Source organism: Blautia sp. AM28-27 (assembly GCF_003480905.1).
GTDB lineage: Bacteria > Bacillota > Clostridia > Lachnospirales > Lachnospiraceae > Fusicatenibacter > Fusicatenibacter saccharivorans.
On sequence record NZ_QUJK01000006.1, the window covers coordinates 31635 to 57296 of the forward strand.

Annotated in this window: 40 protein-coding genes; 2 read left to right on the forward strand and 38 right to left on the reverse strand. The window is 46.4% G+C overall.

The window, feature by feature from the left end:
• Positions 1-19 precede the first annotated feature (19 nt).
• The 31 genes from rpsM to DW743_RS10180 all read right to left on the reverse strand — a co-directional run bounded on the left by rpsM (position 20) and on the right by DW743_RS10180 (position 17600).
• A complete protein-coding gene (gene rpsM, locus DW743_RS10030; RefSeq protein ID WP_022461573.1) occupies positions 20-388 on the reverse strand; it encodes a 30S ribosomal protein S13 in 369 nt (122 codons plus the stop codon).
• 295 nt (positions 389-683) lie between these two features.
• Positions 684-797 (reverse strand): 50S ribosomal protein L36, encoded by a 114-nt coding sequence (gene rpmJ, locus DW743_RS10035; RefSeq protein ID WP_003022746.1) that lies wholly within the window; start codon positions 795-797, stop codon positions 684-686.
• Positions 794-997, reverse strand: coding sequence for a hypothetical protein (locus DW743_RS10040; RefSeq protein ID WP_055220743.1), 204 nt, complete (start codon positions 995-997; stop codon positions 794-796). The genes rpmJ and DW743_RS10040 overlap by 4 nt, the downstream gene beginning before the upstream one ends.
• A gap of 93 nt (positions 998-1090) precedes the next feature.
• Positions 1091-2557, reverse strand: coding sequence for a VanW family protein (locus DW743_RS10045; RefSeq protein WP_158568554.1), 1467 nt, complete (start codon positions 2555-2557; stop codon positions 1091-1093).
• Positions 2558-3240: 683 nt separating this feature from the next.
• Complete coding sequence (infA, locus tag DW743_RS10050) at positions 3241-3459, reverse strand: translation initiation factor IF-1 (protein ID WP_022461642.1); 219 nt, start codon at positions 3457-3459, stop codon at positions 3241-3243.
• A gap of 3 nt (positions 3460-3462) precedes the next feature.
• A complete protein-coding gene (locus tag DW743_RS10055; RefSeq protein ID WP_022461643.1) occupies positions 3463-3714 on the reverse strand; it encodes a KOW domain-containing RNA-binding protein in 252 nt (83 codons plus the stop codon).
• Positions 3711-4481: a type I methionyl aminopeptidase gene (gene map, locus DW743_RS10060; protein WP_022461644.1), complete on the reverse strand. Its 771-nt coding sequence runs from the start codon at positions 4479-4481 to the stop codon at positions 3711-3713. The genes DW743_RS10055 and map overlap by 4 nt, the downstream gene beginning before the upstream one ends.
• Before the next feature lie 3 nt (positions 4482-4484).
• Positions 4485-5129, reverse strand: coding sequence for an adenylate kinase (locus DW743_RS10065; RefSeq protein WP_022461645.1), 645 nt, complete (start codon positions 5127-5129; stop codon positions 4485-4487).
• Between the two features lie 167 nt (positions 5130-5296).
• Entirely contained in the window at positions 5297-6613 is a 1317-nt protein-coding gene (secY, locus tag DW743_RS10070; RefSeq protein WP_022461646.1) for a preprotein translocase subunit SecY, read from the reverse strand.
• Positions 6613-7053 carry a 50S ribosomal protein L15 gene (gene rplO / locus DW743_RS10075; protein WP_022461647.1) on the reverse strand — a complete coding sequence of 147 codons (441 nt, stop codon included), beginning with the start codon at positions 7051-7053 and terminating at the stop codon, positions 6613-6615. Before rplO ends, secY begins: the two co-directional genes overlap by 1 nt.
• Before the next feature lie 12 nt (positions 7054-7065).
• Entirely contained in the window at positions 7066-7248 is a 183-nt protein-coding gene (rpmD, locus tag DW743_RS10080) for a 50S ribosomal protein L30 (RefSeq protein ID WP_022461648.1), read from the reverse strand.
• 14 nt (positions 7249-7262) lie between these two features.
• Complete coding sequence (gene rpsE / locus DW743_RS10085; protein WP_022461649.1) at positions 7263-7772, reverse strand: 30S ribosomal protein S5; 510 nt, start codon at positions 7770-7772, stop codon at positions 7263-7265.
• A gap of 20 nt (positions 7773-7792) precedes the next feature.
• On the reverse strand, positions 7793-8161 hold the full coding sequence (gene rplR / locus DW743_RS10090) for a 50S ribosomal protein L18 (protein WP_022461650.1): 369 nt from the start codon (positions 8159-8161) through the stop codon (positions 7793-7795).
• A 17-nt stretch (positions 8162-8178) separates the two neighbouring features.
• Positions 8179-8718, reverse strand: a complete 540-nt coding sequence (gene rplF, locus DW743_RS10095; RefSeq protein ID WP_022461651.1) for a 50S ribosomal protein L6 — start codon at positions 8716-8718, stop codon at positions 8179-8181.
• A gap of 80 nt (positions 8719-8798) precedes the next feature.
• Positions 8799-9200 carry a 30S ribosomal protein S8 gene (gene rpsH, locus DW743_RS10100; RefSeq protein ID WP_022461652.1) on the reverse strand — a complete coding sequence of 134 codons (402 nt, stop codon included), beginning with the start codon at positions 9198-9200 and terminating at the stop codon, positions 8799-8801.
• Between the two features lie 24 nt (positions 9201-9224).
• A complete protein-coding gene (locus DW743_RS10105) occupies positions 9225-9410 on the reverse strand; it encodes a type Z 30S ribosomal protein S14 (protein WP_022461653.1) in 186 nt (61 codons plus the stop codon).
• Between the two features lie 16 nt (positions 9411-9426).
• The gene (gene rplE / locus DW743_RS10110; protein ID WP_022461654.1) at positions 9427-9966 is read right to left on the reverse strand and encodes a 50S ribosomal protein L5; all 540 of its coding nucleotides are present in this window, start codon (positions 9964-9966) and stop codon (positions 9427-9429) included.
• Between the two features lie 20 nt (positions 9967-9986).
• On the reverse strand, positions 9987-10328 hold the full coding sequence (rplX, locus tag DW743_RS10115) for a 50S ribosomal protein L24 (RefSeq protein ID WP_022461655.1): 342 nt from the start codon (positions 10326-10328) through the stop codon (positions 9987-9989).
• Positions 10329-10338: 10 nt separating this feature from the next.
• The gene (gene rplN, locus DW743_RS10120) at positions 10339-10707 is read right to left on the reverse strand and encodes a 50S ribosomal protein L14 (protein ID WP_022461656.1); all 369 of its coding nucleotides are present in this window, start codon (positions 10705-10707) and stop codon (positions 10339-10341) included.
• A gap of 35 nt (positions 10708-10742) precedes the next feature.
• Positions 10743-11000 (reverse strand): 30S ribosomal protein S17, encoded by a 258-nt coding sequence (rpsQ, locus tag DW743_RS10125; protein ID WP_022461657.1) that lies wholly within the window; start codon positions 10998-11000, stop codon positions 10743-10745.
• A 16-nt stretch (positions 11001-11016) separates the two neighbouring features.
• Positions 11017-11226 (reverse strand): 50S ribosomal protein L29, encoded by a 210-nt coding sequence (gene rpmC / locus DW743_RS10130; protein ID WP_022461658.1) that lies wholly within the window; start codon positions 11224-11226, stop codon positions 11017-11019.
• Positions 11216-11653: a 50S ribosomal protein L16 gene (gene rplP, locus DW743_RS10135; protein WP_022461659.1), complete on the reverse strand. Its 438-nt coding sequence runs from the start codon at positions 11651-11653 to the stop codon at positions 11216-11218. The genes rpmC and rplP overlap by 11 nt, the downstream gene beginning before the upstream one ends.
• 2 nt (positions 11654-11655) lie before the next feature.
• Positions 11656-12312, reverse strand: coding sequence for a 30S ribosomal protein S3 (gene rpsC / locus DW743_RS10140; RefSeq protein ID WP_022461660.1), 657 nt, complete (start codon positions 12310-12312; stop codon positions 11656-11658).
• Between the two features lie 12 nt (positions 12313-12324).
• A complete protein-coding gene (gene rplV / locus DW743_RS10145; RefSeq protein ID WP_022461661.1) occupies positions 12325-12711 on the reverse strand; it encodes a 50S ribosomal protein L22 in 387 nt (128 codons plus the stop codon).
• A gap of 33 nt (positions 12712-12744) precedes the next feature.
• Positions 12745-13026 (reverse strand): 30S ribosomal protein S19, encoded by a 282-nt coding sequence (rpsS, locus tag DW743_RS10150; RefSeq protein WP_022461662.1) that lies wholly within the window; start codon positions 13024-13026, stop codon positions 12745-12747.
• Positions 13027-13037: 11 nt separating this feature from the next.
• The gene (rplB, locus tag DW743_RS10155) at positions 13038-13883 is read right to left on the reverse strand and encodes a 50S ribosomal protein L2 (protein WP_055266980.1); all 846 of its coding nucleotides are present in this window, start codon (positions 13881-13883) and stop codon (positions 13038-13040) included.
• A gap of 61 nt (positions 13884-13944) precedes the next feature.
• Positions 13945-14244 carry a 50S ribosomal protein L23 gene (gene rplW, locus DW743_RS10160; RefSeq protein WP_022461664.1) on the reverse strand — a complete coding sequence of 100 codons (300 nt, stop codon included), beginning with the start codon at positions 14242-14244 and terminating at the stop codon, positions 13945-13947.
• Positions 14244-14864, reverse strand: a complete 621-nt coding sequence (rplD, locus tag DW743_RS10165) for a 50S ribosomal protein L4 (protein ID WP_022461665.1) — start codon at positions 14862-14864, stop codon at positions 14244-14246. The genes rplW and rplD overlap by 1 nt, the downstream gene beginning before the upstream one ends.
• Positions 14865-14890: 26 nt before the next feature.
• Positions 14891-15526, reverse strand: coding sequence for a 50S ribosomal protein L3 (gene rplC / locus DW743_RS10170; RefSeq protein ID WP_022461666.1), 636 nt, complete (start codon positions 15524-15526; stop codon positions 14891-14893).
• 193 nt (positions 15527-15719) lie between these two features.
• Complete coding sequence (rpsJ, locus tag DW743_RS10175) at positions 15720-16037, reverse strand: 30S ribosomal protein S10 (RefSeq protein ID WP_117510469.1); 318 nt, start codon at positions 16035-16037, stop codon at positions 15720-15722.
• A 504-nt stretch (positions 16038-16541) separates the two neighbouring features.
• Positions 16542-17600, reverse strand: coding sequence for a hypothetical protein (locus tag DW743_RS10180; protein WP_117761418.1), 1059 nt, complete (start codon positions 17598-17600; stop codon positions 16542-16544).
• Between the two features lie 187 nt (positions 17601-17787).
• Here DW743_RS10180 and DW743_RS10185 point away from each other — a divergent pair, with 187 nt between their 5' ends.
• Positions 17788-18543: a GNAT family N-acetyltransferase gene (locus DW743_RS10185; RefSeq protein WP_055220765.1), complete on the forward strand. Its 756-nt coding sequence runs from the start codon at positions 17788-17790 to the stop codon at positions 18541-18543.
• Positions 18544-18642: 99 nt separating this feature from the next.
• On the opposite strand, the gene DW743_RS10190 is transcribed toward DW743_RS10185, so the two are convergent.
• From DW743_RS10190 to mtaB, 5 genes are all read right to left on the reverse strand, one after another.
• A complete protein-coding gene (locus DW743_RS10190) occupies positions 18643-18906 on the reverse strand; it encodes an HPr family phosphocarrier protein (RefSeq protein ID WP_055227733.1) in 264 nt (87 codons plus the stop codon).
• Positions 18903-19841, reverse strand: a complete 939-nt coding sequence (gene whiA / locus DW743_RS10195) for a DNA-binding protein WhiA (protein WP_117761419.1) — start codon at positions 19839-19841, stop codon at positions 18903-18905. Before whiA ends, DW743_RS10190 begins: the two co-directional genes overlap by 4 nt.
• Positions 19842-19851: 10 nt before the next feature.
• Positions 19852-20733, reverse strand: a complete 882-nt coding sequence (gene rapZ, locus DW743_RS10200; protein ID WP_022461841.1) for an RNase adapter RapZ — start codon at positions 20731-20733, stop codon at positions 19852-19854.
• A 29-nt stretch (positions 20734-20762) separates the two neighbouring features.
• Complete coding sequence (murB, locus tag DW743_RS10205; protein WP_416388107.1) at positions 20763-21674, reverse strand: UDP-N-acetylmuramate dehydrogenase; 912 nt, start codon at positions 21672-21674, stop codon at positions 20763-20765.
• A 263-nt stretch (positions 21675-21937) separates the two neighbouring features.
• The gene (gene mtaB, locus DW743_RS10210) at positions 21938-23272 is read right to left on the reverse strand and encodes a tRNA (N(6)-L-threonylcarbamoyladenosine(37)-C(2))-methylthiotransferase MtaB (RefSeq protein WP_117761421.1); all 1335 of its coding nucleotides are present in this window, start codon (positions 23270-23272) and stop codon (positions 21938-21940) included.
• Between the two features lie 162 nt (positions 23273-23434).
• Here mtaB and DW743_RS10215 point away from each other — a divergent pair, with 162 nt between their 5' ends.
• Complete coding sequence (locus tag DW743_RS10215) at positions 23435-23668, forward strand: HPr family phosphocarrier protein (RefSeq protein WP_022461844.1); 234 nt, start codon at positions 23435-23437, stop codon at positions 23666-23668.
• A gap of 133 nt (positions 23669-23801) precedes the next feature.
• Here DW743_RS10215 and thiI read toward each other — a convergent pair whose 3' ends face one another.
• Together thiI and thyX are read right to left on the reverse strand one after the other, a co-directional pair.
• Positions 23802-24980 carry a tRNA uracil 4-sulfurtransferase ThiI gene (thiI, locus tag DW743_RS10220; protein WP_082424694.1) on the reverse strand — a complete coding sequence of 393 codons (1179 nt, stop codon included), beginning with the start codon at positions 24978-24980 and terminating at the stop codon, positions 23802-23804.
• A gap of 9 nt (positions 24981-24989) precedes the next feature.
• A complete protein-coding gene (gene thyX / locus DW743_RS10225) occupies positions 24990-25646 on the reverse strand; it encodes an FAD-dependent thymidylate synthase (protein WP_022461846.1) in 657 nt (218 codons plus the stop codon).
• Positions 25647-25662 lie beyond the last annotated feature (16 nt).

A 25662-nucleotide genomic window follows, 5' to 3' on the forward strand; every position in this document is an offset into this window, starting at 1 on the left:
TATTGGACTACTGGTTAAATTATTTCTTCTTATTTGCAACAGTTCTCTTAGGACCTTTGCGGGTTCTTGCGTTGGTCTTTGTTTTCTGACCACGAACCGGAAGGCCTTTACGATGACGGATACCTCTGTAGCATCCGATCTCCTGCAGACGTTTGATGTTCATAGCGATTTCTCTACGAAGATCTCCTTCTACAACCTGACTCTCATCGATAACTGCGCTGAGTCTCTTTACTTCATCGTCTGTCAAATCTCTGCAGCGTGTGTCCGGATTTACTCCAGCTTCTTTTAAGATACGATCTGCACTTGTTCTACCGATTCCGTAGATATAGGTCAGACCAATCTCAACACGTTTGTCTCTTGGTAAGTCTACACCAGCTATACGAGCCATGTACTTTGTCCTCCATTTTTCTAAAACATTAATATTTTCCTAATTGGGATACAGGTATGCGTGTATCCAGCCGTGTTCGCACGACCTTTCTCCTTCTGCCACCTGACAGATCGGAGTATTAAGCAATATTATAAGGGATGTCTGCGCTCCGCGCGTCCACCCGCCGGAGGTGTCCTGGCTGCAACTTGCCAGGTGTCTCACTTTATAATATTAACAGCAGAACAACGCATTCACGCGCGTCCTCGCTGCAGCCGCACTTAAAATCTGCACAATTACGATCAAGCCTAATGACGGATTAGCCCTGGCGCTGTTTGTGCTTTGGATTCTCACAAATGATTCTGATGCTACCTTTTCTTTTGATAACTTTGCATTTCTCGCAGATCGGTTTTACAGAAGATCTAACCTTCATGATGAATCCTCCTTTCTTTGCTCCTTAGCGCCCCGTGTAGGGGAATTTTCTGTTGTAAACTTTTGGAATGCGTTTTCTTTTTGTGGGTTAGAAAAAAGTCCACGCGCAAAAGTTCGTTTTATAGTATAGCATTTTGTTCCCGGAAATGCAAGAAATTTTTTACATATTTTTTCATTTTTTTTTGCTCTTTTTCTGTGCATTTTTTCATCTCTCCCACCGGTAAGAAAAAAACAGGCGGGACAGATTTCTCTTCTCTATCCCGCCTGTTTTTTACAGGTAACATCTTTTTTGCATCATGATCCTGAGTTCAGCGGTTTGTATTTGCTTGCGCATACGGATTCTGATTTTACTACATTTCCGCTTGCATCTTTATAATCACGATACGTTACATTACTCATCTCATCGATCTGCTCTACCCTTGGCTCAATGGTATAGTCGTTTTCTTTTGTTCCGAGAATTTTTACGGTCAGTGTATCACTGCTGTCCATATTCATCACAATTTTCACCGGATACTTATGATTATTTTCAAATTTGAAATCCGGTGAATCCCAGAATACGGTTGCATCCATTCCTGACGGCACATAATGTACCGGCATCGAATGGTTGGCTCTTTCCAACACATCAAGGTCTGTATACAAAATAGCGGAAAACAGTGTGGAAGACACCTGACATTCGCCTCCTCCAAGTACCTGGACGACTTTGCCATCCTGATAGCCTGCTGCCTCCTGATATCCTTTTTCCGCCGTTGTATCACCTACGACACCATTAAAAGAGAAGGTTTCTCCCGGCAGAACAATCTGTCCGTTGCATATAGATGCCGTAAGTCCGACGTTGTGAATTCTTCCGCTCGTTCCACCCGCTGCGCTGGAGCTGTAACTTCCAAGCGTGTCTTTAAACAGGTTTGCGTTCATCTTCTCGGTTGTAATCTCCGGCTCGGTAAATGTAAACGGAATCGTGATATCCGTATTTTCTTCTGCACTCTCATACTCGGCTTTCGCATTGTCCGCATTCATTGAGGTTCCGTTTTTCGATGCCACAACGGAATATCCGTTATCCGGATCCAGCGTCGCATTGACGGGATCGGTATAAATCTGGCTTGCAATTCCGGCAAAATCCGGTTCTGTCAGCTGATTTTCTGCCGTCGGGCAGGAAATTACATCCTGGAAATTCATTGCTGTCACATTCGTCTGGATCTGCTGTTTTAAGGCATCCACATCCGGTCTGGTTCCGGAAATGCCTTTATGCACGATCAGGCCGGTATCTGTTACTTCATATGTAGTATCCTGCATGGAGTTGTAATCCTGAATGCCGGATGCCTGTACAATTCCTTCCACCTCATCTGGATGGGTCGCAGTCGGCTGCACATCATAGGAAAGCTTCTCTGCCTTTCCCCATTTCATCTCGACCCACTCCAGACCGCGAACCAGAAGATTTCCATGGCCTTTTTCATATGCTTTTTCAATTTCTGCGGAAGCATCCATCCCCAGCATTGGAAATACGTTCATCGTATACTGCTGACCATCCAGCTCAACGGTAACAGCTGTATCTTTATAATCTTCTTCAAACTTCTGTTCTACTGTCTGCGCAGCTTCTTTTTTGCTCATTCCCTGAATGTTTACTCCGTTAATAGAAGCATCTGCCCAGATTTTGTCATCCTCGATGATCAGACAGAAGATTCCATATGCAGCGGCAAGTAAAACAATCACTGCAACTACGCTCAATGCTGCAACAAGGCCTTTTTTCTTTCCCCTTTTTGTCATTGCACATTTTCCTTTCCTGTTATCTGTAAGGAGCAGCGATGCCATTGCTGCAGATCCGAATTTTTTTCAGACTGCAGCCTGCTGTTTCATAAAATGTTTCCCTGATTTCTGCCGGTACATGGATTTTACCGCACCGCACAGGAGATCCTTCCCGGTAAAATTTCTCCGTAAAGTTTCTCTATTGCATTGTATCACATTATTTTGAGAATTCAACCAAATATTTCAACTTCACACAGAATTCACAAACATATATTCTTCTGTCGCTTTCGAGCCCTCATCTGTCATTTTCACGGTTTTCCGGCCGCTCTTTTCTCCTGTCTTTTCACTTTTTCTTTTTTTTCTGACGGTTTAAAAATTTTGTTTCAAAAGTGCACAAATTCTCCTGGTTTTTACAAAAAGTTTTCATAAAATTTTATACTTTTTTCATTGCTTTTTCTATTAAAATATTGCATAATACATCTGGAAGGTTTCAAAAGGGACTGAAAAGAAATTCAGATGCCCGCCGCCGCGGATGCTGCAGGGTTTGCAGACTGGTGCTTGCTTTGTGGCTGTCAGAAATCTGAAGGCCGGTGATCGAAATCTTTGTTCTGTAGAACGGTTACTGTTATTGGGGATGAATACAGAGAAACACACACAGAGAAAAAGCCATCCGGCATGCCGGATGGCTTTTTTTATCGTATTTCTTATTTATCTCTCCAGATAATACGTCCCTTGTCCAGATCGTATGGGGACAGCTCGATGGTTACTTTGTCTCCCGGAAGAATACGGATAAAGTTCATACGCAGCTTTCCGCTGATATGAGCCAGTACAACGTGTTTATTTTCCAGTTCTACTTTAAACATTGCGTTTGGTAATTTCTCGAGGACAGTTCCCTCTACTTCAATTACATCTGCCTTAGACATTGATTAATCCTCCTTCAACTCTTTGCAACTTTTTTCTTTTAATGCCTTACGGATATCTTCATCACGAACCGCATCCGTCATTTCGTAATCCGGCTGTACGTGAATCAGCTTCTTCTTTTTCGGCCGGTTGGCGGTACGGATTTTTCCGTCCACCAGGAATACGTATGGCTCCTGTACATCCGAAATCACATACAGCTTTCCTTTATCGTGGCCGGCCAGGCTTCTGGCAAACATTCCTTTCACAATCGGTTTCATAAATCCTCCTCCGTATGCGAAAGTGTCAGAATTTCCGGTTCTCCCTCCGTAATCAGAATCGTGTTCTCATAATGTGCGGCAAGAGAGCCGTCTTCTGTCACAACGGTCCAGTCATCATCCAGCCATCTGACTGCATAGCCTCCGGCTGTGATCATCGGCTCGATGGCGAGCGTCATGCCAGGCTGCAGACGGACGCCGCGGCTTGGCTGTGCGAAGTTCGGCACTGCCGGATCTTCGTGCAGGTGCGTTCCGATGCCGTGGCCTACCAGGTCGCGGACAACGCCGTAGCCGAAGCTCTCTGCGTATGCACCGATCGCCGCCGAAATCTCATGAAGATGATGGCCTGCTTTTGCGTATTTGATTCCTTCAAAAAAGGCCTGGCGTGTTACTTCCACCAGTTTTCTTGCCTCCGGCGAGATCTCACCGACCGCGTGTGTGCGGGCTGCGTCGGAATGGTATCCTTCATAGATAAGTCCCGCATCCAGGCTGACAATGTCGCCCTCTTTCAGAATCCGTTTTTTACTTGGGATTCCGTGAACCACTTCTTCGTTCACAGAAACGCAGATCGAAGCCGGATACCCATTATAGTTTAAAAAGTTGGGAGTGCATCCGAAGCTGCGGATCATCTCTTCTCCGAGCTTGTTGATTTCCCAGGTTGACATTCCCGGATGGATGGCGCGGCCTAATTCATCGTGTACCTTCTCCAGCAGTTCACCGGCACGGCGCATTTTTTCAATTTCCCGGGCAGTTTTAATTGATATGGACATCCTTTACGCTCCTAAAATCTTTACTATATCCTGAAATACCACGTTGATATCCTGGGTTCCGTCAACTTCCACCAGAACATTGGCTTTCTTATAGTAGTCAATCAGAGGCTGTGTCTGAGCATGGTATACAGACAGTCTCTTCTGTACGGTCTCAGGTTTATCGTCATCACGGAGAACCAGCTCGCCGCCGCAGGTATCGCATACATCTTCTACCTTTGGTGCGTTAAATTCTACATGATAGGTTGCTCCGCATCCGATGCAGGCACGGCGTCCGCCCATACGGTGAACGATATTTTCATCCGGTACTTCTACATTGATTGCGTAGTCAATTTTCTCTCCGCGTGCTTCCAGGGCTTTGGTCAGTGCCTCTGCCTGCGGAATCGTTCTTGGGAAGCCATCCAGCACGTAGCCCTTTGCTGCGTCCGGTTTGGAAATACGGTCTACAACAAGATCGCAGGTCAGCTCGTCTGGAACGAGTTCTCCCTTGTCCATGAATGCTTTCGCTTTCTTTCCAAGCTCGGTTCCCTCTTTGATATTTGCGCGGAAGATATCGCCGGTTGAAATATGAGGAATCTCATATTTTGCAGCGATCTGTTTTGCCTGTGTACCTTTTCCGGCACCAGGTGCCCCCAACATAATAATTTTCATGCGCTTTTCCTCCCATGTTTGAATTTGCAGCAATCCACTGCGTGTAATTTACCCTATTATACCATAAAATAAACCACAATAGCAAAAATTTTCTCTGTTAAAGCCTCTTTAAAAGCGCTTTAAACAAAAGAAAGGGCCTGTCTTATCCAGACAGTCCCTCTTATGCCTTAATCGTTTAAGAATCCTTTGTAATTGCGTACCAGCATCATGGATTCAATCTGTTTTAAGGTTTCCAGAATTACGCTGGCAATAATGATCAGAGAAGTACCTCCAAAGGATACATTCGCTTTGAAAAATCCATTAAAGAAAAATGGAATCACTGCAACAATGGTAAGACCTGCTGCACCGATAAAAATAATATAGCTGAGCAGATTGTTCAGATAATCTACCGTGGATTTACCCGGGCGGATGCCTGGGATAAAGCCGCCCTGTTTTTTCATGTTATCTGCAACTTCCATCGGGTTGAAGGTGATGGAGGTATAGAAATAAGCGAAGAAAATAACAAGGACAATGTAGAGAATCAGGCCCAGCGAAGCAACTGGATTGGTTTTATCAAACCAGTTGTTGGAATTCAGCATCTTGATCAGCGTTCCGCCGATACCTTTGATATCCGACTTTCCGACAAACGACAGGATAATCGATGGGAAAGACATGATGGATGATGCAAAGATGATCGGGATAACGCCCGCTGTATTTACCTTCAGCGGAATATTGGATGACTGTCCGCCAACCATTTTTCTTCCGGCCATTTTCTTGGAATACTGTACCGGAATTCTTCTCTCAGCGCCATTCAGGATCAGTACCAGCACAACAACAGCGATGATCACAACAGCGATGATAATCCACATCAGCAGACCACGCGCGATGGTTTTGCCTTTTACGAAGGTTTCGTAAAGGGTTACCATATCCTGCGGGATTCTGGAAAGGATGTTGATTAACAGGACCATAGAAATACCATTTCCAACGCCCTTGTCGTTGATCTGTTCTCCCACCCACATAAGGAAGGCAGAACCGGCTGTCAGAGCTGCCACTACAACAATCACATTAACTGCGTTAAAAGTGGTGAGGAGTCCCTGGCGTCCAAAGCCTACTGCCATGGCAACAGACTCAAACAATGCAAGACCTACTGTCACATAACGAGTAATCGCAGTCATTTTCTTTCTTCCCTCTTCGCCGTCACGCTGCATTTCCTCAAGTCGTGGAATTGCAATGGTGAGCAGCTGAATAATGATGGAAGAAGTAATGTACGGTGTAATACTCAGAGCAAAGATGGAGAAACGGTCGAAACCGCCGCCCGTGAATGCATTCAGGAAGCTGAATGCCTCATTCGTATTATTTGCAAAATAATTCGCAAAAAAGCTTGTATTGACACCCGGTACAGGCATCTGAGAGCCTAACCGGATGACAACAAGCATCATAAGCACATAAAATATTTTGCGACGAACATCTTTGACCTTAAATGCATTGATAAAGGTCTTAAACATTAGATCACCTCGACTGTTCCACCTGCCGCTTCAATTTTTGCCTTTGCGCTCTCGCTGAAAGCATTTGCTTTTACAGTGAGTTTTTTGGTGACTTCACCGTTTCCAAGGATTTTTACGCCATCTCTCGGATTGGAAACAAGACCAGTCTCAATCATAGTTTCTACGGTTACAACAGCTCCGTCCTCATAACGATTCAGAGCATCTACATTGATTCCAACGATTTCCTTGGAGTTTCTGTTTTTGAAACCTCTCTTCGGAAGACGTCTGTATAAAGGCATCTGACCACCTTCAAATCCCGGTCTCGGTGCTCCGGAACGTGCTTTCTGTCCTTTGTGGCCTTTACCTGCTGTTTTACCATTTCCTGAACCATGTCCACGGCCTCTGCGGAAGTTATCGTTCTGTCTGGAACCTTCAGCCGGCTGTAAATTAGATAAGTCCATTACGGTACCTCCTTATGCTTCTTCTACTTTAACCAGGTAAGAAACCTGATTAACCATGCCGCGAACTGCTGCGTTATCCGGCAGTTCTACCGTCTTGTTAACTTTTTTCAGACCCAGTGCTTCCACGGTTCTTCTGTGTTTCGGAACACATCCGATCGGGGATTTCACCAGTGTTACTTTTAATTTATCTGCCATTTTTCACATCCTCCTTAAGCAAAGATCTCGTTTGTAGATTTGCCGCGAAGTCTTGCTACTTCTTCTGGAGTCTTCAGCTCAGACAGACCAGCGATGGTAGCCAGAACTACGTTCTGCTTATTTCTGGATCCAAGGGATTTTGTACGGATGTTCTTAATACCAGCTAACTCGATTACGGCACGGGCTGGGCCACCAGCGATGACACCAGTACCTTCAGGAGCTTTCTTTAACAGAACCTCTGCGCTTCCGAATTTACCTACGTAGTCATGAGTGATACTTCCGTTCTCATTGATTGCTACGCTTACCAGTTTCTTCATAGCGTCTTCTTTACCTTTGCGGATAGCTTCCGGAATCTCGGCTGCTTTTCCAAGGCCTGCGCCTACGTGTCCATTGCCGTCGCCGACAACTACTAAAGCTGTGAAACGGAAGTTACGACCACCTTTAACAACTTTTGTAACACGCTTAATTGATACGACTTTTTCTTCCAGTTCGAACTGGCTTGCATCAATAATTGTATGCTTCATGTGTTCTTTTCCTTCCTTTCTTAGAATACCAGCCCAGCTTCTCTAGCTGCGTCTGCGAATGCCTGGATTTTTCCCTGGTAGATGAATCCGCCACGGTCAAATACAACTTCAGTAATACCTGCTTCTACAGCTTTCTTTCCAAGAACGGTTCCAAGATATGCTGCTGCATCTACATTGTTGGTTTTCTCAAGCTCTGCTTTAACATCTTTCTGAAGAGTAGAAGCAGAAACTAAAGTATTTCCAATCGTATCGTCGATAATCTGAGCATACATATGGTTATTGCTGCGGAATACACACAGACGCGGACGCTGTGCAGTACCTACGATATGATTACGTAATCTTCTATGCTTTTTCTGGCGCATCTGCGCTCTTGATACTTTACTAATCATGTTCACACTCTCCTTAATTATTTCTTACCAGTCTTACCAACTTTACGTCTGATCACTTCATCAGCATACTTGATTCCCTTGCCCTTGTATGGCTCAGGTCTTCTCTTGTCTCTGATTTCAGCGGCATACTGGCCAACTTTCTCTTTGCTGATACCGGAAACAATGATCTTGTTGCCGTCTACAGCGGAGGAGAGTCCTTCCGGATCGATCATCTCTACCGGATGAGAATATCCAAGAGACAGAACTAATTTGTTGCCCTGTTTTGCAGCTCTGTAACCTACACCGTTTACTTCCAGTGTTTTGGTATAGCCTTCGCTAACACCAATTACCATGTTGTGGATCAGAGTTCTGGTCAGACCATGAAGAGCTTTCATTTTCTTCAGATCGTTCGGTCTTGTAACTACTACGTGTCCGTCTTCCAGTTTGATGGTCATTTCAGACGGGAGAGTTCTCTCTAATGTTCCTTTTGGTCCTTTTACTACAACGTGGTTGTTTTCCTGGATGTCTACTGTTACACCTGCAGGAATTGCCACTGGCAGTCTTCCAATACGTGACATACCAATTTCCTCCTATTAACTTAGATTTTCGGAGAGAGCTTTAAGCTCTCTCTGTTTTCAGTTGCCTTGTTTCGTTTCTATTACCAAACGAATGCCAGAACCTCGCCGCCGACCTGCAGCTTACGAGCTTCTTTATCGGTGATAACACCCTGGTTTGTGGAAAGAATAGCGATTCCAAGTCCGCCAAGTACTCTCGGCAGCTCATCTTTGCCAACATAGATTCTCAGACCCGGTTTGGAGATTCTCTTCAGACCGGTGATGATCTTCTCGTTTTTGTCAGCGCCGTATTTCAGGGTGATGTGCATATTCTGGAATGCACCCTCATCGCTGAGTTCATATTTTGCAATGTATCCCTCGTTTACCAGGATATCAGCGATTGCGATTTTCATTTTGGATGCCGGAACATCTACTGTATCATGTTTTGCAGTGTTAGCGTTACGGATTCTTGTAAGCATATCTGCAATCGGATCACTCATACTCATTTGAATTTGCCTCCTTCTAAAATTTTACCAACTAGCTTTCTTAACGCCAGGAATCTGGCCTTTGTATGCTAATTCACGGAAGCAGATTCTGCAGATTCCGTATTTTCTTAAATATGCGTGTGGACGGCCACAAATTCTGCAACGATTGTATTCTCTTGTAGAGAATTTAGCTTTGCGCTGCTGTTTGATTTTCATTGCTGTTTTAGCCATGAATCAATTCCTCCTATTACTTTGCGAATGGCATGTTGAATAATGTCAGTAATTCACGAGCTTCTTCATCTGTGTTAGCAGTGGTAACGAAGATAATGTCCATACCTCTGACTTTATCAACTTTATCATACTCGATCTCTGGGAAAATCAGCTGCTCTTTGATACCAAGAGCATAGTTTCCTCTGCCATCGAAAGCGTTCGGATTTACGCCGCGGAAGTCACGTACACGAGGCAGTGCCAGGTTGATCAGGCGGTCTGCGAACTCGTACATTTTCTCGCCACGAAGGGTAACTTTGCATCCGATCGGCATACCCTCACGGATTTTAAAGTTTGCTACGGAATTTTTCGCTTTGGTGGTAACTGCTTTCTGTCCGGTGATAGCTTCCATATCACTGATTGCAGCGTCCAGAAGTTTAGCGTTCTCCTTAGCTTCACCAACACCCATGTTGATTACGATTTTGGAGAGCTTCGGCACTTCCATCACGTTTTTGTATCCAAATTTTTTGGTCATTGCATCAACGATCTGCTCGTTGTAAAGATCTTTCAGTCTACTCACGGTTTTGCCTCCTCTCTTCCTTAATCAATTACTGCGCCGTTCAGCTCTTTTGCTTTTGCAACGCGGGTTCTAACAGCTTTTGTTTTGCCGTTTTTCTCAACCATCTCAACTTTGATTCCAACGCGGGTCGGAACTCCTTTTACAACCAGCATTACGTTGGATGCATCGATAGGAGCTTCTTTGTTAACGATTCCGCCCTGCTGATTGCTCATAGACGGTTTCTCATGCTTTGTAATCATGTTTACGCCTTCAACAACAACACGGTTGTTCTTTACGTCAACGCTGACTACTTTGCCGGTTTTGTCTTTATCTTTGCCGGCGATTACCTTTACGGTATCGCCTTTTTTAATCTTCATTGACATAGCTGTCCTCCTATAATACTTCCGGAGCTAAGGAAACAATCTTCATGAACTGTTTCTCACGAAGCTCTCTGGCTACTGGTCCAAAAATACGGGTTCCTTTTGGAGTTTTGTCATCTTTGATAATAACTGCTGCGTTCTCATCAAATTTGATGTAAGAACCGTCTTTACGACGAGCGCCTTTTACGCTTCTTACAACAACAGCTTTTACTACGTCACCTTTTTTAACAACGCCGCCTGGTGTTGCATCTTTGACCGAAGCAACGATTACATCACCAATGTTGGCATATCTTCTTGTAGAACCGCCCATAACACGAATGCATAAGATTTCTTTTGCACCGGTGTTGTCAGCGACTTTCAGTCTAGTTTCCTGCTGAATCATGCTGGTATTCCTCCTTTAGCATTCTGATCTCTTATTTATTTCGCTTTCTCAACGATCTCCACAAGTCTCCATCTCTTATCTTTGGATAAAGGTCTTGTTTCCATAACTCGTACGGTATCACCTACATGGCACTCGTTGTTTGCATCGTGTGCTTTCAGCTTATATGTGCTTTTTACAATTTTCTTGTACAGAGGATGTTTTACATGGTCTTCGATGGCAACCACGATAGTCTTATCCATCTTATCGCTGACAACTTTGCCCACGCGAGTTTTTCTAAGATTTCTTTCTTCCACGATATTTTCCTCCTAATTACTCAGCTGCGTTTGCCTTCTGGGCAATAACAGTCTGGATTCTTGCAATATTTTTGCGAACCTCTTTGATTCGGCTTGTATTGTCAAGCTGGTTGGTTGCATTCTGGAATCTTAAATTGAAGAGTTCCTTTTTAGCAGCTACTAATTCGTCATTCAGCTCAGCTGCGCTCTTTGTATTTAAATCTTTTACAAATTCGTTAGTTTTCACTGTTATCACCGCCTTCTAAGTCTGCACGAGAAACAACTTTGCATTTACATGGTAACTTATGCATGGCAAGACGTAATGCCTCGCGGGCTGTTTCTTCTGGAACACCTGCGATTTCGAACATTACACGGCCTGGTTTTACTACTGCTACCCAGTACTCCAGAGAACCTTTTCCGGAACCCATTCGGGTTTCAGCCGGCTGTGCGGTTACTGGTTTGTCCGGGAAAATTTTGATCCAAACTTTACCACCACGTTTGATGTAACGTGTCATGGCGATACGGGCTGCCTCGATCTGGTTGGATTTGATCCAGCATGGCTCAAGGGCTACGAGACCAAATTCACCGTAGTTAATTTTGTTTCCTCTGAGGGCTTTACCCTTCATGGAACCACGGAACTGTTTACGACGTTTTACTCTCTTCGGCATTAACATAATTAATTCTCGCTCCCTTCCTTTTTAGTTCTGGTTGGAAGTACTTCGCCATTGTAGATCCATGCTTTTACGCCAACTTTACCGTAAGTGGTATCTGCTTCAGCGAATCCATAATCGATATCGGCACGCAGGGTCTGCAGCGGAATAGTTCCCTCGCTGTAGAACTCGGTACGAGCCATATCAGCTCCACCAAGACGTCCGGATACAGATGTTTTGATTCCCTTAGCGCCAGCTCTCATCGTACGCTGCATGGTAGACTTCATAGCACGACGGAAGGAAATACGGTTTTCCAGCTGTAATGCAATGTTCTCAGCAACGAGCTGTGCATCGCGGTCCGGTCTTTTTACTTCTTTGATATCTACGATAAGCTTTTTGTCAGTCAGTTTCTGAACTTCAGCTTTTACTTTCTCGATCTCTGCTCCGCCTTTACCGATAACAACGCCCGGTTTTGCGGTGTAGATGATAACTTTTACTCTGTCAGATGCTCTTTCGATTTCGATCTTGGAAACACCTGCGCTGTACAGTTTCTTCTTCAGGTATGTGCGGATGTTGTAGTCCTCAACGAGGTTATCTGCGAAATCACCCTCGGCATACCATTTGGAATCCCAGTCTTTAATAACACCGACTCTCAGGCCGTGTGGATTAACTTTCTGTCCCATGACATGTCCTCCTTATTTCTCGTCTAACACAATCGTGATGTGGCTGTTTCTTTTCAGGATTCTGTAAGCTCTGCCCTGTGCTCTCGGATGAATTCTCTTCATGGTCGGAGCCTTGTTAGCGAAGCACTCAGCTACATACAGGTTCTCTCTGGAAAGACCGTTGTTGTTCTCAGCGTTTGCGATTGCGGACTCCAGCAGTTTTTTCACTACGCTGGAGGCATATCTCGGGTTGTAAGTTACAATACCAAGTGCGGTTGTTACGTCTTTACCGCGGATTGCATCTAAAACAAATCCAGCTTTCTGCGCAGACATTCTAGCGTAGGATAACTTTGCAGACGGTCTGGTATCTTTGTTAGCATTTCTTGCTCTTTTAATCTGACTTCTATGTCCTTTAGCCATTGCTAAAAAACCTCCTCTCTCAAATCATTCTACTTAGCGGACGCCGGATTTCTTCTCGTCCTTGCCGTGACCTCTGTAGGTTCTGGTTGCTACGAACTCACCGAGTTTGTGTCCAACCATATCCTCTGTAACGTATACCGGCACATGTTTTCTTCCGTCATGAACAGCGATTGTGTGTCCAACGAATGACGGGAAGATTGTAGAACGACGTGACCAGGTTTTAATGACTGTTTTATCTCCTGAAGCGTTTGCAGCGTCAACTTTCTTTAACAGGCTTTCATCTGCAAATGGTCCTTTTTTTAATGAACGAGACATCGTTTACCTCCTTATTTCGATAAAGCTTTTCCATCGCGTCTTCTTACGATGTACTTGTTAGACTGCTTGTTCTTTGCTCTGGTCTTCAGGCCAAGAGCCGGTTTTCCCCAAGGAGTAGACGGGCCCGGACGTCCGATACCGGTCTTTCCTTCTCCACCACCGTGTGGATGGTCATTCGGGTTCATGACAGAACCACGTACAGTCGGGCGGATACCCATGTTACGTTTCCGTCCTGCTTTACCAATGTTGATCAGGCTGTGCTCGCCATTTCCAACAACACCGATGGATGCGCGGCAGTTGATCGGAACCATTCTCATCTCTCCGGATGGAAGACGAAGGGTTGCGTATTTGCCTTCTTTAGCCATCAGCTGAGCGCCATTACCAGCTGCACGAACAAGCTGTCCGCCTTTGCCTGCATGAAGCTCTACGTTGTGAACCATGGTACCAACCGGAATCTCGGACAGCGGCAGGCAGTTTCCAGGTCTTACCTCTGCAGCAGCGCCGCTCATAACCTTCATGCCAACTTTCAGTCCTTCCGGAGCCAGGATGTATGCTTTCTCGCCGTCTGCATAGCAGATCAGAGCGATGTTTGCTGTTCTGTTCGGATCGTACTCGATCGATTTAACGATTGCCGGAACATCATCTTTTCTTCTCTTGAAGTCGATGATTCTGTATTTTCTTCTGCTTCCGCCTCCGCGGTGTCTTACAGTGATTTTACCCTGGTTGTTACGACCAGCGTTTTTCTTCAGGGACACTACCAGAGATTTCTCCGGTGTGCTCTTCGTGATTTCGTTGAAATCAGAGGAGGTCATGTGTCTTCTGGAAGGTGTATATGGGTTAAAGCTTTTGATTCCCATTACTTTGTTCTCCTTTCATTTCGTATCGCACTTATGTGTGCATATTTCGAACAGCTGCTAATTAAAGTCCTTCGAAGATTTCGATGTCTTTGCTGTCCTCGGTCAGAGCAACGATTGCCTTCTTGCTCTTTGCAGTTTTTCCAACTACCATTCCACGACGTTTGTTCTTTCCGTCCATGTTCATGGTGTTTACGCTTTTTACTTTTGTTCCTTCGAACATTTTCTCAACTGCTTCTTTAATCTGAGATTTGTTTGCTTCCGGGTGAACCATAAATGTGTATTTCTTCTCGCCCATAGCGTTCATGCTCTTCTCAGTTACGATTGGTTTCAGGATTACGTCGTAATATCTGATATCTGCCATTATGCGTACACCTCCTCGATAGATGCAACACTGCTCTTGGTTGCGATGATGGTGTTGTATTTCAGCATGTCGAATACATTGATGGTATTAACAGATGCAGTCTGAACGCCAGCAATATTTCTTGCGGAAAGTGCTACGTTTTCGCTGTCATCTCCGATGATTACCAGTGCGTTGTTTACTTTGAGGTTATCAAGCACTTTCTTCATCTCTTTTGTTTTAACCTCTGCAAGTTTCAGCTCATCAAGAACGATGAATTTGTTCTCCTGAACTTTGCTTGTCAGAACGGATTTTAATGCAGCTCTTTTCTCTTTCTTGTTCATTTTGAAAGAGTAATCTCTTGGTACTGGAGCGAATACAACTCCGCCGCCTGTCCACTGAGGAGCTCTTGTTGAACCCTGTCTTGCGTGACCTGTTCCTTTCTGTCTCCACGGTTTTCTTCCGCCACCGCTTACTTCGGAACGGGTTTTAGCTTTCTGAGTTCCCTGACGATTATTTGCAAGCTGAAGCACTACAGCCTGATGTACCAGATGCTCGTTGATTTCTACACCGAACACTGCATCATTAAGCTCCATGCTGCCAACTTCTTTGCCTTCCATATTTAATACAGATACGTTAGCCATTACGTGTGTTCCTCCTTTCAACGAACTTATTTACCGCATTTTACTGTCTCTTTGATGGTAACCATGGATTTCTTCGGTCCTGGTACAGCACCTTTGACTAACAGTAAATTGTTCTCTACGTCAACTTTTACGATTTCCAGGTTCTGTACGGTGATTTTCTTTCCGCCCATCTGTCCTGGCATTCTTTTTCCTTTGAATACCTTACTCGGATCGGAGCAAGCACCATTGGAACCTGCGTGACGATGATATTTGGAACCATGAGCCATAGGTCCTCTGGACTGACCATGTCTCTTGATGGCACCCTGGAATCCTTTACCTTTGCTTGTTGCAGTAGCGTCGATTTTGTCGCCTGCGCCAAAGATATCGGCCTTGATTTCCTGTCCTAATGTATAGGTTTCAGCATCTTCAAATCTGAACTCTTTCAGATATCTCTTGCAGGAAACACCTGCTTTTGCGAACTGGCCTTTCATTGGTTTGTTCACACGGTTTTCTTTCTTCTCGCCGAAGCCTACCTGAATTGCACTGTACCCGTCGTTGTCTGCGGTTTTCACCTGTGTTACAACACACGGACCTGCCTGCAATACAGTTACCGGTACTAAAACACCGTTTTCGTCGAAGATCTGAGTCATTCCGACTTTTGTAGCTAAAATTGCTTTCTTCATTCCTTTTACCTCCTGTTTTATCTACAGCGGAACTTCCTATTATAAAGAAGTTCATTCTAGCGAACAGTTGATATAAGTGGAACACTATGACCCTTAGGGATGTTGATTCCTTCGAATGAGTGTTGCTTCTATATCATCTATTGCTTACTTAATTGATGGCCGGGGGCTGATCCCGGACTTTTTGCAGCTGATCTTATTTGTTTTTCATCTTGATGTCGATGTAAACACCAGCCGGCATTTCCAGTCTTGATAATGCATCCACTGTTTTCTGGGTAGGTGCGATGATATCAATCAGTCTCTTGTGGGTTCTCTGCTCGAACTGCTCACGGGAATCTTTGTACTTATGAACGGCACGAAGGATAGTTACTACCTCTTTCTTCGTTGGAAGCGGTACTGGTCCGCTCACCGTTGCTCCGTTCTTCTTTACAGTTTCGATAATTTTCTGTGCAGATGCATCTACTAACTGATGATCATACGCTTTCAGTGTAATTCTCATTACTTGACTTGCCATAAAAAAAGTCGCCTCCTTTTCGCACTTTTACGAGTACGACAAGCGGTGACTGTACACTTACCCGTGTGTGTCCTGATGTTTGCACACGGTCGTTTCCACTCTTACAGGTGGACTTAATTGTGGGTACAGTGACTTGTCGCCAGTTTCTTTAACTTGACATTCGCTCCACGGAAAACCCGCTGTTTCTCAGCGGCAACCTCGCGCTTCAACGCTATCAATGTCACAACAGTTGTTAGTATACAAGAAAGCACGCGAAAAATCAAGGTTTTTTTTTATTTTTTTCGATTTATCCGTTTTTATGCAAAAAGAGAAATACAGGGGTGCCGTGTTGTGCACTTTTCCTATATCTCTCTCTTTTTTGACGTTTTCCAACTATTCAGAGCCCCATCTCGATTCCGCTGCGATGCATCTCGATGTGGCTTCTTGCCATATGAACAAAAAGAAAAGAACGTCCATTCATGCAAGCATGATTTGCGTTCTTTTCGTTCGCATGGCTCTGAATAGTTACAGAATGTCGGAATAATCTAAGATTGTGATGCCGGTTGCAGGATCTTCAATGACTTTCGGGTCATCTCCGGCTGCGTGGGCCTTCTGGAGGAGTTCTTCCGCCGTGTAAACCGGCATGGCAAGTTCGATCGGTTCGGACGGTTCCGGTTCCGGCTCTTCTTCCGGCTCTTCGATGGTTTCTTCAAACTCTTCGATTTCTTCCACAGTTTCCGGCTCTGCTGATTCCGTTTCTTCGGTTTCTTCTGTCACTTCTTCCGCTGTTTCTTCTGCGGCAGCTTCTTCGACGATTTCCGTTTCTTCCACGGCTTCCGGAATTTCTTCGGTTTCTTCTCCTCTTACAAGGTTCTGCAGATCGACGGTATGAAAGGACACCTGCTCCGTTTCTTCTTCTTCCAGATCCGGAATTTCAAATTCGTCCTGTTTCTCTTCTTCTGCCGTTTTCTGGTCGGCTGCTCTCAACTGTTCGATCATTTCCTGTTCTTCCCGTTTCTTTTTTTCTTCCAGAGCAGCTTTCTTTCTGCTGCGAAGCTCTTCGGACGCTTTCTCATCGTCCTCGTCTTCGTCTTCTTCCTCTTCTTCCTCATCCTCTTCTTCATCACGTTTCCATACCTCGGAAAGGATGAACAGAATGACCAGAAACAGAATGGCAAGTCCGATGATCATGATTCCCTCTCTGCTCTGCGCCGCCATCGACAGAAAGCCGATCACCGGAATCGTGATGATCACTTTGCTCACGGTTGCTCTCACGGTAATTTCCGTTGTGTCTCCACTGATCACATTTTTTACGGATGCGGTTCCGGCAGCGATGTCGAGGGACTGTATCGTATAGATATACTTTCCGGAATTGTCATCAACCAGGATTTTGTCTCCCGTCGCAACCGATGACGTATCTGTCTTCTTTGCGTACGTAACAGCGCCGCGGGAAATGTTGGTATTTCCCATCCCGTCTGAGACAAGTGTCGTGATGCCGGCAAACGGCGGAATCACCAGTGCGCCTGCTGACAGGATTGCAAGCAGAAGCAGCGTATTCACAATTACCTTCAGTAATTTTGACATATTCAATTCTCCTTGTATTCTCAGTCTTTGCCCCCTATTATAACCCCTTTTCTTCGATTATGCAAGAAAACGTTACGCATCGTGTCCCGGCCGCCCGGTTCCGCGTGTCGAATTTTTCGATTTTTTCTTGAAGATCTGTCCTGTTTCTTCTATACTATATGCATAACCAAAGGGGGAATACTTTCATATGAATACACTGATCAAAACCATCGAAGATCTTTCCCTGAACGCATGGCCGTCTCACCAGATCGAGCTGTACGACGGATGGATTCTTCGTTTTTCTTATTTTTATACACACCGGACCAACAGCGTCGAACAGATCGGGCCGTCCACGATTCCGGTGGAGGAAAAAGTGCAGTACTGTGAGGAGATCTACCGTCGCTGGGGTACACCGGCAATTTTCAAGATCAGTCCGCTTGTCAATCCCGGCTTTGATGCAATGCTCGCCGACCGCGGCTATGTAGTCCAGCACACGACGCACGTCATGACAATGGATCTGGCGAACTTTGCCAAAAAGGATCCTGCCGTTGCCGTGACCGTCAGCAGCTTTATCCCGCCGAAATGGATTGACAGCCTCTTTGCTTTAAAGAGCACGACGAACGTGATGCACCGCATGGTCGTTCCTTCGATGTACCGCGCTATTCCAAAAGAAACCATCTGTACCTCCATCCAGGATGAAACCGGAACGATCGTTGCCACCGGCCTTGGCATCCGCGACCGCGATTACGTCGGTGTCTATGCCATCCATGTGCATCCTGCGTACCGCCACCGCCACTACGCTTCCTCGATCTGCCGCACAATCCTCTCCGAGGGAATCCGGCTCGGTGCAACGAAAGCATATCTTCAGGTTGTCGAGGGAAACACGCCTGCGATCACACTGTATGAATCGCTCGGTTTTTCCTATCTCTATACCTACTGGTTCCGCGCGAAGAACGTGGTCTGATTTTCGTCTGATTTCACATAAAAAAGCATAGCAAAACGGCATGTCAAAATTTTCTGACATGCCGTTTTGCTCTATGTTCATGCTATAAGTGCAGTAAGATTATTCAGCAGAAGGACTGCTTAAATATTTTTCAACGCCGTCCATGGCTTCGCTCTCGTCTTTTCCGTTTGCGGTCACGGTAACTTCCTCGCCATTGTCCAGACCAAGTGTCATCATACCCATAATGCTCTTCGCATTTACTTTTTTTCTGCCGCTCTCGACGTAGATTTCACTTTCGTACTGGCTCGCTACCTGTACCAGCATGGCAACTGGTCTCGCCTCCAGGCCGCTTGAAAGACGAATTGTGATTGGTTTCTTAATCATAATACTTCTCCTCCTTGTTTCCTTCGCAAATCTTCTGCAATCTCTTTTAGTTTCCTTAATCTATGATTAACTCCGGATTTACCAACAACCGGCGTTAACATCTTGCCCAGTTCCAGAAGCGATGCTTCCGGGTATTGTAAGCGGAGCCTTGCCATCTGCTCCAGCGGTTCCGGCAGAGAAGAAAAGCCTGTGGTTTCTTCGATATACCGGATATCTTCGATCTGGCGGATCGCCGCGCTGACCGTTTTGTTGATGTTGGCAGTTTCACAGTTCACCTTTCGGTTGACACTGCCGCGCATTTCTTTTAAGATCCGCACGTTTTCCAGATTCATAAGTGCGATGTTGGCTTCCATGATGCCAAGCATCTCCACAATCTGTGCGCCTTCTTTCATATAAACCACATGGTGGTTTTTCCGGAGAACGATCCGTGCATCAATTCCAAAGTTTTTCAGAAGTTCCTGCACCTGTTCTGCTCTCGGCGCATCGGGGCAGACAATTTCGAGATGGTAAAACCGGTTGGGATCGCTGATGGAACCGGACGCTAAAAATGCGCCCCGCAGAAATGCCCGTTTGCAGCACTGACGCTGTACCACAACAGCCGGAATTGGCATTGTTAACTGCCGGTCTGTCTCGTGTAACTTCACTGCCTGCAGAATCTGACAGGTTTCTTCCCTGTCATTTACGCGGATCAGATACGTATTTTCCTTCTGATTCAGCTTAACTGCAAGCTCTGCCTCTATATTAAATGTTTTTTTCAATAAAGTAAAGTACTTTCTTGCCACATACGCATTCTCTGTCTGAATCCGTATCGTCCCGTCCTTCTCGGAAATCTGTCCGCAGAGTGACAGGATCGCCGCTGTTTCCGCAATCTGGCAGTGGCGTGCCGTCGGAAGATGTCTCGATAATTCCTCTTTTACCTCGCTTGAGAATGACATCCTTCCACCCCTAAATTCCTTTTCGGATGGCGTCTTTTTCCAGATCCCGGTGCTCAATCCGGATTCCATAGTCCTTCGCGTTGGAAAGACGCCGGTACAGCTCGTTGGCAAGGGTTACGGAACGGTGTTTTCCGCCGGTGCAGCCGATGCTGATAATGAGCTGATGCTTGCCCTCGGAAATATAATTCGGAATCAGAAAACGGATCATATCCTCTAATTTTTCCGCAAACACCTGCGCTGTCTCAAATCCCATCACATAATCCCGCACCGGAGCATCGTTGCCGGAGAGCGGGCGCATGCCTTCTACGTAGTAGGGATTCGGCAGGAACCGCACATCGAAAACAAGGTCCGAATCCGCCGGGATTCCGTATTTGAATCCAAATGAGAGCACAGTAATCATCAGATTTTTGAATTTCTGATCCTGCACGAAAATCTTATCGAGCTCCGCTTTCAGCTCTCTTGTGAGAAGCTGGCTCGTATCGAGAATGTAGTCCGCATCTTTTTTCAGGAACTCAAGTGCTTTGCGCTCTTTTCTAATTCCCTCATCCACCCGTCCAAGACCTGCCAGCGGGTGCGTTCTTCTCGTCTCTTTGTATCGTTTGACCAGCACGTCATCGGACGCGTCCAGAAACAGGATCTCATAGCAGATTCCGTTGATGCTCATCCACTCCAGAACATTCTGCAGGTCCGGGAGCGCCTGGCCGCTTCGGATATCGATTCCGACTGCCACTTTCTGGATTTCTCCGGAAGTACCGTCGGCGGTAAGCTGTGCAAATTTTTCAACCAGCGGGATCGGAAGGTTATCGACGCAGAAATATTCCGCGTCCTCCAGCATTTTCAACGCTGTACTTTTTCCCGCACCGGACATGCCGGTCACAATTACAAAACGCATGTTTTTTCTCCTTTGGTGGATAACGAAAATCAGAATTCCCCGAGGAACTGGATTTCCGGCTCAAGCTGTACGCCAAACTGTTCTTTTACTTTTGCCTGGATCTGACGGATCAGTTCCATCACATCCGATGCGGTTGCACCGCCTGCATTGATCAGAAAGCCGCAGTGTTTTTCCGATACTTTTGCACCGCCGACTGCATAGCCGGAAAGTCCGGCATCCATCACAAGCTTGCCTGCGAAATAGCCTTCCGGCCGCTTGAATGCGCTGCCGGCGCTCGGATACTCGAGCGGCTGTTTCTCTACCCGCTTGTTTTTCAATTCCTGCATACGGGCAAGAATTTCTTCTTTATCTCCCGGAACAAGCATAAGTTCTGCTCCAAGTACGACGTAGCCTCTGTCTTTGATGACGCTGGCACGGTAGCCGAAGCCGAGCTCTTCTTTTTCCAGTTTCCGGATCTCACCTTCTCTTGTGAGTACAGTGACATTCTGTACAATATCCTTCATCTCTCCGCCGTATGCTCCCGCGTTCATACGGACGCCGCCGCCTAAAGTTCCAGGGATTCCGGAGGCAAACTCCATACCGGAAAGACCGGCTTCTCTTGCCGCCCGGCTGATGGATACGAGCATGCTTCCGGCTTTCGCCCGGATTCTGTTTCCTTCCACTTCGATTCCCTGAAAGTTTTTGTAAACCGAAAGAATCACACCGTGGTAGCCCTCGTCACTTACAACGAGATTGCTGCCGTTTCCGGTGACGAACCACGGGATCTCTTTTTCTTCGCAGAGAGCCACGATTTTTCTGATTTCTTCTTCTGTATGAGGAGCGACGAAATAATCTGCCGGACCGCCCACGCGGAAGGTCGTATGATTTTTCATCGGTTCTGCGGTCTGTACCGCATCTTCCCCTGCAATTGCATAAAGTTCTCTGACAATCTCTTCTTTGATCACGATTTTTACCCTTTGCCGCATCTGCGGCCGAACATTTCATTATGAATTACTACGAATTACAGATTATACTTTTTTTAGACGCGAAAGCAGCCGACATCCCTCACTTCTTCGTTCGTTCTGCCAGCCGCTGTTTTTCTTCTTCGTCTGCCCGCCTTTTTTGCAGGCTCACGGGCTATTCTACCACGAACCCTCAAAAAGTGCAACGAACTTTTTCGTTCCGGCTCTTTTTTCTATCAGATCTTCCGGATCAGTATCATTTCCTACATCAGACAGTCTTTTCCATGGATTCTCGACGGGGTGACAAGCACCATCTGATTCATGAGATTTTCTTCCGAAAGAACGGCAACGCGCAGATATTCTCTCGTATGTCCCGTCCAGTAACGGACGCCGTCGATCTCGACTTCTTCTTCCATGAGCACTTCCAGCTCTTTTCCGAAGAAGCCTTCCATATATTCCTGTCTCCGTCTCTCGTCCAGTTCCAGCAGAACATGGCTGCGCTTCGTCTTCTCCTGCTCCGGAATCTGGCCTGCCATCGCTGCGGCGCGGGTGCCTTCTCTTCTCGAATACTTGAAGATGTGAGTCTCGAAGAAATGAATGTCCTCGACAAAGGCGCGCGACTCTTCAAACTCCTCCTCACTCTCCTGCGGGAAACCGACAATCACATCGGTCGTCAGCGCCGGATTTCCATATACCTTACGCAGCAGATCGCATTTGTGTTTGTATTCTTCTGCGGTATATTTCCGGTTCATCCGCTTCAGTGTTCCATTGCTTCCGCTCTGCAGCGAAAGATGGAAATGCGGGCACACCTTCGGCATTGCGGCGATCGCCTCTGCAAACTCTTCGGTGATGATGCCCGGCTCCAGGGATCCGAGACGGATTCTTCTGATGCCGTCCACTGCATCAACAGCGCGGATCAGGTCGAGCAGTGTCTCTTTTTCGCCCTCCGGGAAATCGAGTCCGTAGGAGGAAAGGTGGATACCGGTCAGCACGACTTCCTGGTATCCGGCCTCTGCCAGACGTTTTACTTCTTCTACCACATCACTCTGGCGGCGGCTTCTGACTCTGCCGCGCGCGTACGGGATAATACAATAAGTACAGAACTGATTGCATCCATCCTGTACTTTCAGGAATGCGCGGGTGTGCTCCGCCGTTTTGCTGATCGAGAGTGTCTCGTACTCACGGTTGTGTGTCATATCCACGAGGAAGCTCTTACACTCCGCGTCGGATGGTTTTCCACCATCCTCACGTTCTGCCAGAAAGTTTTCCAGAATATTCACAAGATCTTTCTTCTTATTATTTCCGATGATCAGATCAATCGCTGTATCCTCTTCGAGTTTTTCCCCGGCCGCCTGCACATAACAGCCGCAGGCCACGACAACCGCATCGGGATTCATCTTTTTCGCTTTGTGCAGCATCTGCCGCGATTTCCGGTCCGCAATGTTCGTCACGGTACACGTATTGATAATGTAAACATCCGCTCCCGGTGCAAAAGGCACGATCTCGTACCCTCTGTTTTCGAGGAGCTGCTGGATGGCTTCCAGCTCATATGCGTTCACTTTACACCCAAGATTATGCAAAGCTACCGTTTTTTTCATGCCATACTCCTTTCTTCTTCATCTTTATTATTAAAAATCACGAAGATTCCACTTTATCTTTGTATGTTTTCGCATTGACTTTTTCCCCTCCAGACGGTAAGATAAAGCTGTTAAATGAGGGTAATAAATAATGTTAACCAAATAACAGGGAGGATTACAAACATGAAAACAGTACAGATTTCTCTTAATTCTATCGACAAAGTAAAATCTTTCGTCAACGATATTTCCAAATTCGATTTTGATTTCGATCTGGTATCCGGAAGATACGTAATCGACGCAAAATCCATCATGGGAATCTTCAGCCTCGACCTTTCCAAACCGATCGACCTAAACGTCCATGCTGATGGAGATGCTCTTCAGACCGTACTTGATGTTCTTGCTCCGTACATTGTATAATTACGATAGAACATAAGGGCCGCGCACTCGCCGCGGCTCTTTTTTTGTCTTTGTTTATCATCAGGACCGGATCTTGTTTTTCAGACCCCCCAAAACAAGATCCGGCCTTTTTGTTCTTTAAAGCAAGTTTTCCTTAGCAGACCTCGATCGTCTCTGCGGTAGAAACTGCGCGTTCCATCATCTCGTCGATCACATCGTCCAGATGGCGCTCGGAGCATTTGATGACATTCAGGTTCGGTTTTGTCACCGGATGCTTTGCAACGAAGATCGTGCAGCAGTCCTCATACGGCAGAACGGATGTCTCGTACGTACCGATTTTTTCGGAAATATCGACGATCTCCTGTTTGTCGAAACCGATCAGCGGACGGAAGACCGGCATGGTGCAGACTTCGTTGGTAACGGCGAGGGAATGCATCGTCTGGCTTGCCACCTGTCCGATACTCTCTCCGGTGATCAGGCCAAGGCATTTGTCCTGACGTGCAAACGCTTCTGCGATCTTCATCATATAACGGCGCATGATGATGGTCAGCTCGTCGTGCGGGCATTTTTCGTAGATTGCAAGCTGGATCTCGGTGAAGTTGACCACATGCAGACGGATCGGGCCGCTGTAGCGTGCAACGAGTTTTGCAAGATCCACAACCTTCTGTTTGGCTCTCTCGCTGGTGTACGGCGGAGCGTGGAAGTAAACGGCATCAATCTTAACACCGCGTTTTGCGATCATGTATCCGGCAACCGGGCTGTCGATACCGCCGGAAAGCAGCAGCATGGCCTGTCCGTTTGTGCCGACCGGCATACCGCCAGGGCCTGCGATGCTCTCGCAGTACAGATAAATCTTCTGACGCAGCTCGACGTTCAGATAGATATCCGGCTCGTGAACGTCTACTTTGAGGTTCGGGCAGACATCGAGGATGCGGCCGCCCAGCTCGCAGTTGACTTCCATTGTGTGCATCGGATAGTTTTTGTTCGCACGGCGTGCGCATACCTTAAAGGTTTTCTCCTCGGTCGGGTACAGCTCTTTCACGTAGGAAACCACTGCCTCTGCCAGATCTTCAAAGCCGGTGTCCTCTAAAATGACAACCGGGCAGATCTCGGCGATACCGAAAACTCTTGTCAGCGCATCGACAGCGCCCTCGTAATCAAAGTCTCCTTCGGTGTTGACATAGATTCGTCCCATCTCACGGGTGACCTGGAAATTTCCGTCTACCGGGGCAAGCGCGTGCTCCATCTGTACGCAGAGCGCTTTCTCGAACAGATGACGGTTCTTTCCTTTAATGCCGATCTCGGCATATTTTACCAGAAATGCTTTGTACATCATCGTTTTTTATTCTCCTTTTTTCTCAGCCAGATCGCGGAAGAACAGAGGATATTCCTCAGAAAATTTCTTCAGGATCAGGTCAGATACCTGACGCATCTGCGGATGTGCGGCGTTGGCGCTTCGAAGCCGGATAAAGTGGCGCCACTCTCTTAAGTTCATGGTCATGACGATCTCGGTTTTCAGGGAGTTCGGAAGAATGCTTCTTGCCTCCTCCGGCTTTGCTCCGAGTTCGAGCATCTGGAAGTAATACTGCTCTGCAGCTTCCATTGCTTTCTGCCATACCTCGTATTTTTTACGGTCGTTCTCGTCGTCCAGATCATAGGAAAATCCGGTTGCCAGATCGATACAGGTGATCTGGTTTCCAAATTTATCTTTCGAATAGTTGCAGTAGCGGGTGCTCTCCTGGCTGTAGCTTGCGATACGGTGGCGGACGATCTCATGGGTCACGCCGCGGTCGCACGTTACTTTTACAGTGATGGAGCCGTGCTCAATGACGGATTCATGGCCGCGTTTGATGATGCCTGCGATGAATTTCTCTGCAGTGCCTTCTCCAATGCGCTCCTCGCTCTTGTAGCAGACTCTTCCGATTTTCTCGATCCGGCGCAGCATATCCTCGTAGGATTCGGTGCTCAGGATTTCAATTTCCGGCTGTATTGTAATCATAATTTTCCTCTTTCTA

Bases quoted from the DNA above. Each gene is read 5' to 3' on its own strand.
- rpsM (WP_022461573.1), bottom strand. From the start codon at position 388: ATGGCTCGTATAGCTGGTGTAGACTTACCAAGAGACAAACGTGTTGAG.
- rpmJ (WP_003022746.1), bottom strand. From the start codon at position 797: ATGAAGGTTAGATCTTCTGTAAAACCGATCTGCGAGAAATGCAAAGTT.
- DW743_RS10040 (WP_055220743.1), bottom strand. From the start codon at position 997: ATGCACAGAAAAAGAGCAAAAAAAAATGAAAAAATATGTAAAAAATTT.
- DW743_RS10045 (WP_158568554.1), bottom strand. From the start codon at position 2,557: ATGACAAAAAGGGGAAAGAAAAAAGGCCTTGTTGCAGCATTGAGCGTA.
- infA (WP_022461642.1), bottom strand. From the start codon at position 3,459: ATGTCTAAGGCAGATGTAATTGAAGTAGAGGGAACTGTCCTCGAGAAA.
- DW743_RS10055 (WP_022461643.1), bottom strand. From the start codon at position 3,714: ATGAAACCGATTGTGAAAGGAATGTTTGCCAGAAGCCTGGCCGGCCAC.
- map (WP_022461644.1), bottom strand. From the start codon at position 4,481: ATGTCCATATCAATTAAAACTGCCCGGGAAATTGAAAAAATGCGCCGT.
- DW743_RS10065 (WP_022461645.1), bottom strand. From the start codon at position 5,129: ATGAAAATTATTATGTTGGGGGCACCTGGTGCCGGAAAAGGTACACAG.
- secY (WP_022461646.1), bottom strand. From the start codon at position 6,613: ATGTTTAAGACCTTTATCAATGCATTTAAGGTCAAAGATGTTCGTCGC.
- rplO (WP_022461647.1), bottom strand. From the start codon at position 7,053: ATGGACTTATCTAATTTACAGCCGGCTGAAGGTTCCAGACAGAACGAT.
- rpmD (WP_022461648.1), bottom strand. From the start codon at position 7,248: ATGGCAGATAAATTAAAAGTAACACTGGTGAAATCCCCGATCGGATGT.
- rpsE (WP_022461649.1), bottom strand. From the start codon at position 7,772: ATGAAGCATACAATTATTGATGCAAGCCAGTTCGAACTGGAAGAAAAA.
- rplR (WP_022461650.1), bottom strand. From the start codon at position 8,161: ATGATTAGTAAAGTATCAAGAGCGCAGATGCGCCAGAAAAAGCATAGA.
- rplF (WP_022461651.1), bottom strand. From the start codon at position 8,718: ATGTCACGTATTGGAAGACTGCCAGTGGCAATTCCTGCAGGTGTAACA.
- rpsH (WP_022461652.1), bottom strand. From the start codon at position 9,200: ATGAGTATGAGTGATCCGATTGCAGATATGCTTACAAGAATCCGTAAC.
- DW743_RS10105 (WP_022461653.1), bottom strand. From the start codon at position 9,410: ATGGCTAAAACAGCAATGAAAATCAAACAGCAGCGCAAAGCTAAATTC.
- rplX (WP_022461655.1), bottom strand. From the start codon at position 10,328: ATGTCAATGAAGATTAAAAAAGGCGATACCGTAAAGGTAATCGCCGGC.
- rplN (WP_022461656.1), bottom strand. From the start codon at position 10,707: ATGATTCAGCAGGAAACTAGACTGAAAGTCGCTGACAACACCGGTGCA.
- rplP (WP_022461659.1), bottom strand. From the start codon at position 11,653: ATGTTAATGCCGAAGAGAGTAAAACGTCGTAAACAGTTCCGTGGTTCC.
- rpsC (WP_022461660.1), bottom strand. From the start codon at position 12,312: ATGGGACAGAAAGTTAATCCACACGGCCTGAGAGTCGGTGTTATTAAA.
- rplV (WP_022461661.1), bottom strand. From the start codon at position 12,711: ATGGCTAAAGGACATAGAAGTCAGATTAAAAGAGCAAGAAATGCTAAC.
- rpsS (WP_022461662.1), bottom strand. From the start codon at position 13,026: ATGTCTCGTTCATTAAAAAAAGGACCATTTGCAGATGAAAGCCTGTTA.
- rplB (WP_055266980.1), bottom strand. From the start codon at position 13,883: ATGGGAATCAAAAGCTTTAACCCATATACACCTTCCAGAAGACACATG.
- rplW (WP_022461664.1), bottom strand. From the start codon at position 14,244: ATGGCAGATATCAGATATTACGACGTAATCCTGAAACCAATCGTAACT.
- rplD (WP_022461665.1), bottom strand. From the start codon at position 14,864: ATGGCTAACGTATCTGTATTAAATATGGAAGGCAAAGAAGTTGGCAGC.
- rplC (WP_022461666.1), bottom strand. From the start codon at position 15,526: ATGAAGAAAGCAATTTTAGCTACAAAAGTCGGAATGACTCAGATCTTC.
- rpsJ (WP_117510469.1), bottom strand. From the start codon at position 16,037: ATGGCAAGTCAAGTAATGAGAATTACACTGAAAGCGTATGATCATCAG.
- DW743_RS10180 (WP_117761418.1), bottom strand. From the start codon at position 17,600: ATGTCAAAATTACTGAAGGTAATTGTGAATACGCTGCTTCTGCTTGCA.
- DW743_RS10185 (WP_055220765.1), top strand. From the start codon at position 17,788: ATGAATACACTGATCAAAACCATCGAAGATCTTTCCCTGAACGCATGG.
- DW743_RS10190 (WP_055227733.1), bottom strand. From the start codon at position 18,906: ATGATTAAGAAACCAATCACAATTCGTCTTTCAAGCGGCCTGGAGGCG.
- whiA (WP_117761419.1), bottom strand. From the start codon at position 19,841: ATGTCATTCTCAAGCGAGGTAAAAGAGGAATTATCGAGACATCTTCCG.
- rapZ (WP_022461841.1), bottom strand. From the start codon at position 20,733: ATGCGTTTTGTAATTGTGACCGGCATGTCCGGTGCGGGAAAAAGTACA.
- mtaB (WP_117761421.1), bottom strand. From the start codon at position 23,272: ATGAAAAAAACGGTAGCTTTGCATAATCTTGGGTGTAAAGTGAACGCA.
- DW743_RS10215 (WP_022461844.1), top strand. From the start codon at position 23,435: ATGAAAACAGTACAGATTTCTCTTAATTCTATCGACAAAGTAAAATCT.
- thiI (WP_082424694.1), bottom strand. From the start codon at position 24,980: ATGTACAAAGCATTTCTGGTAAAATATGCCGAGATCGGCATTAAAGGA.
- thyX (WP_022461846.1), bottom strand. From the start codon at position 25,646: ATGATTACAATACAGCCGGAAATTGAAATCCTGAGCACCGAATCCTAC.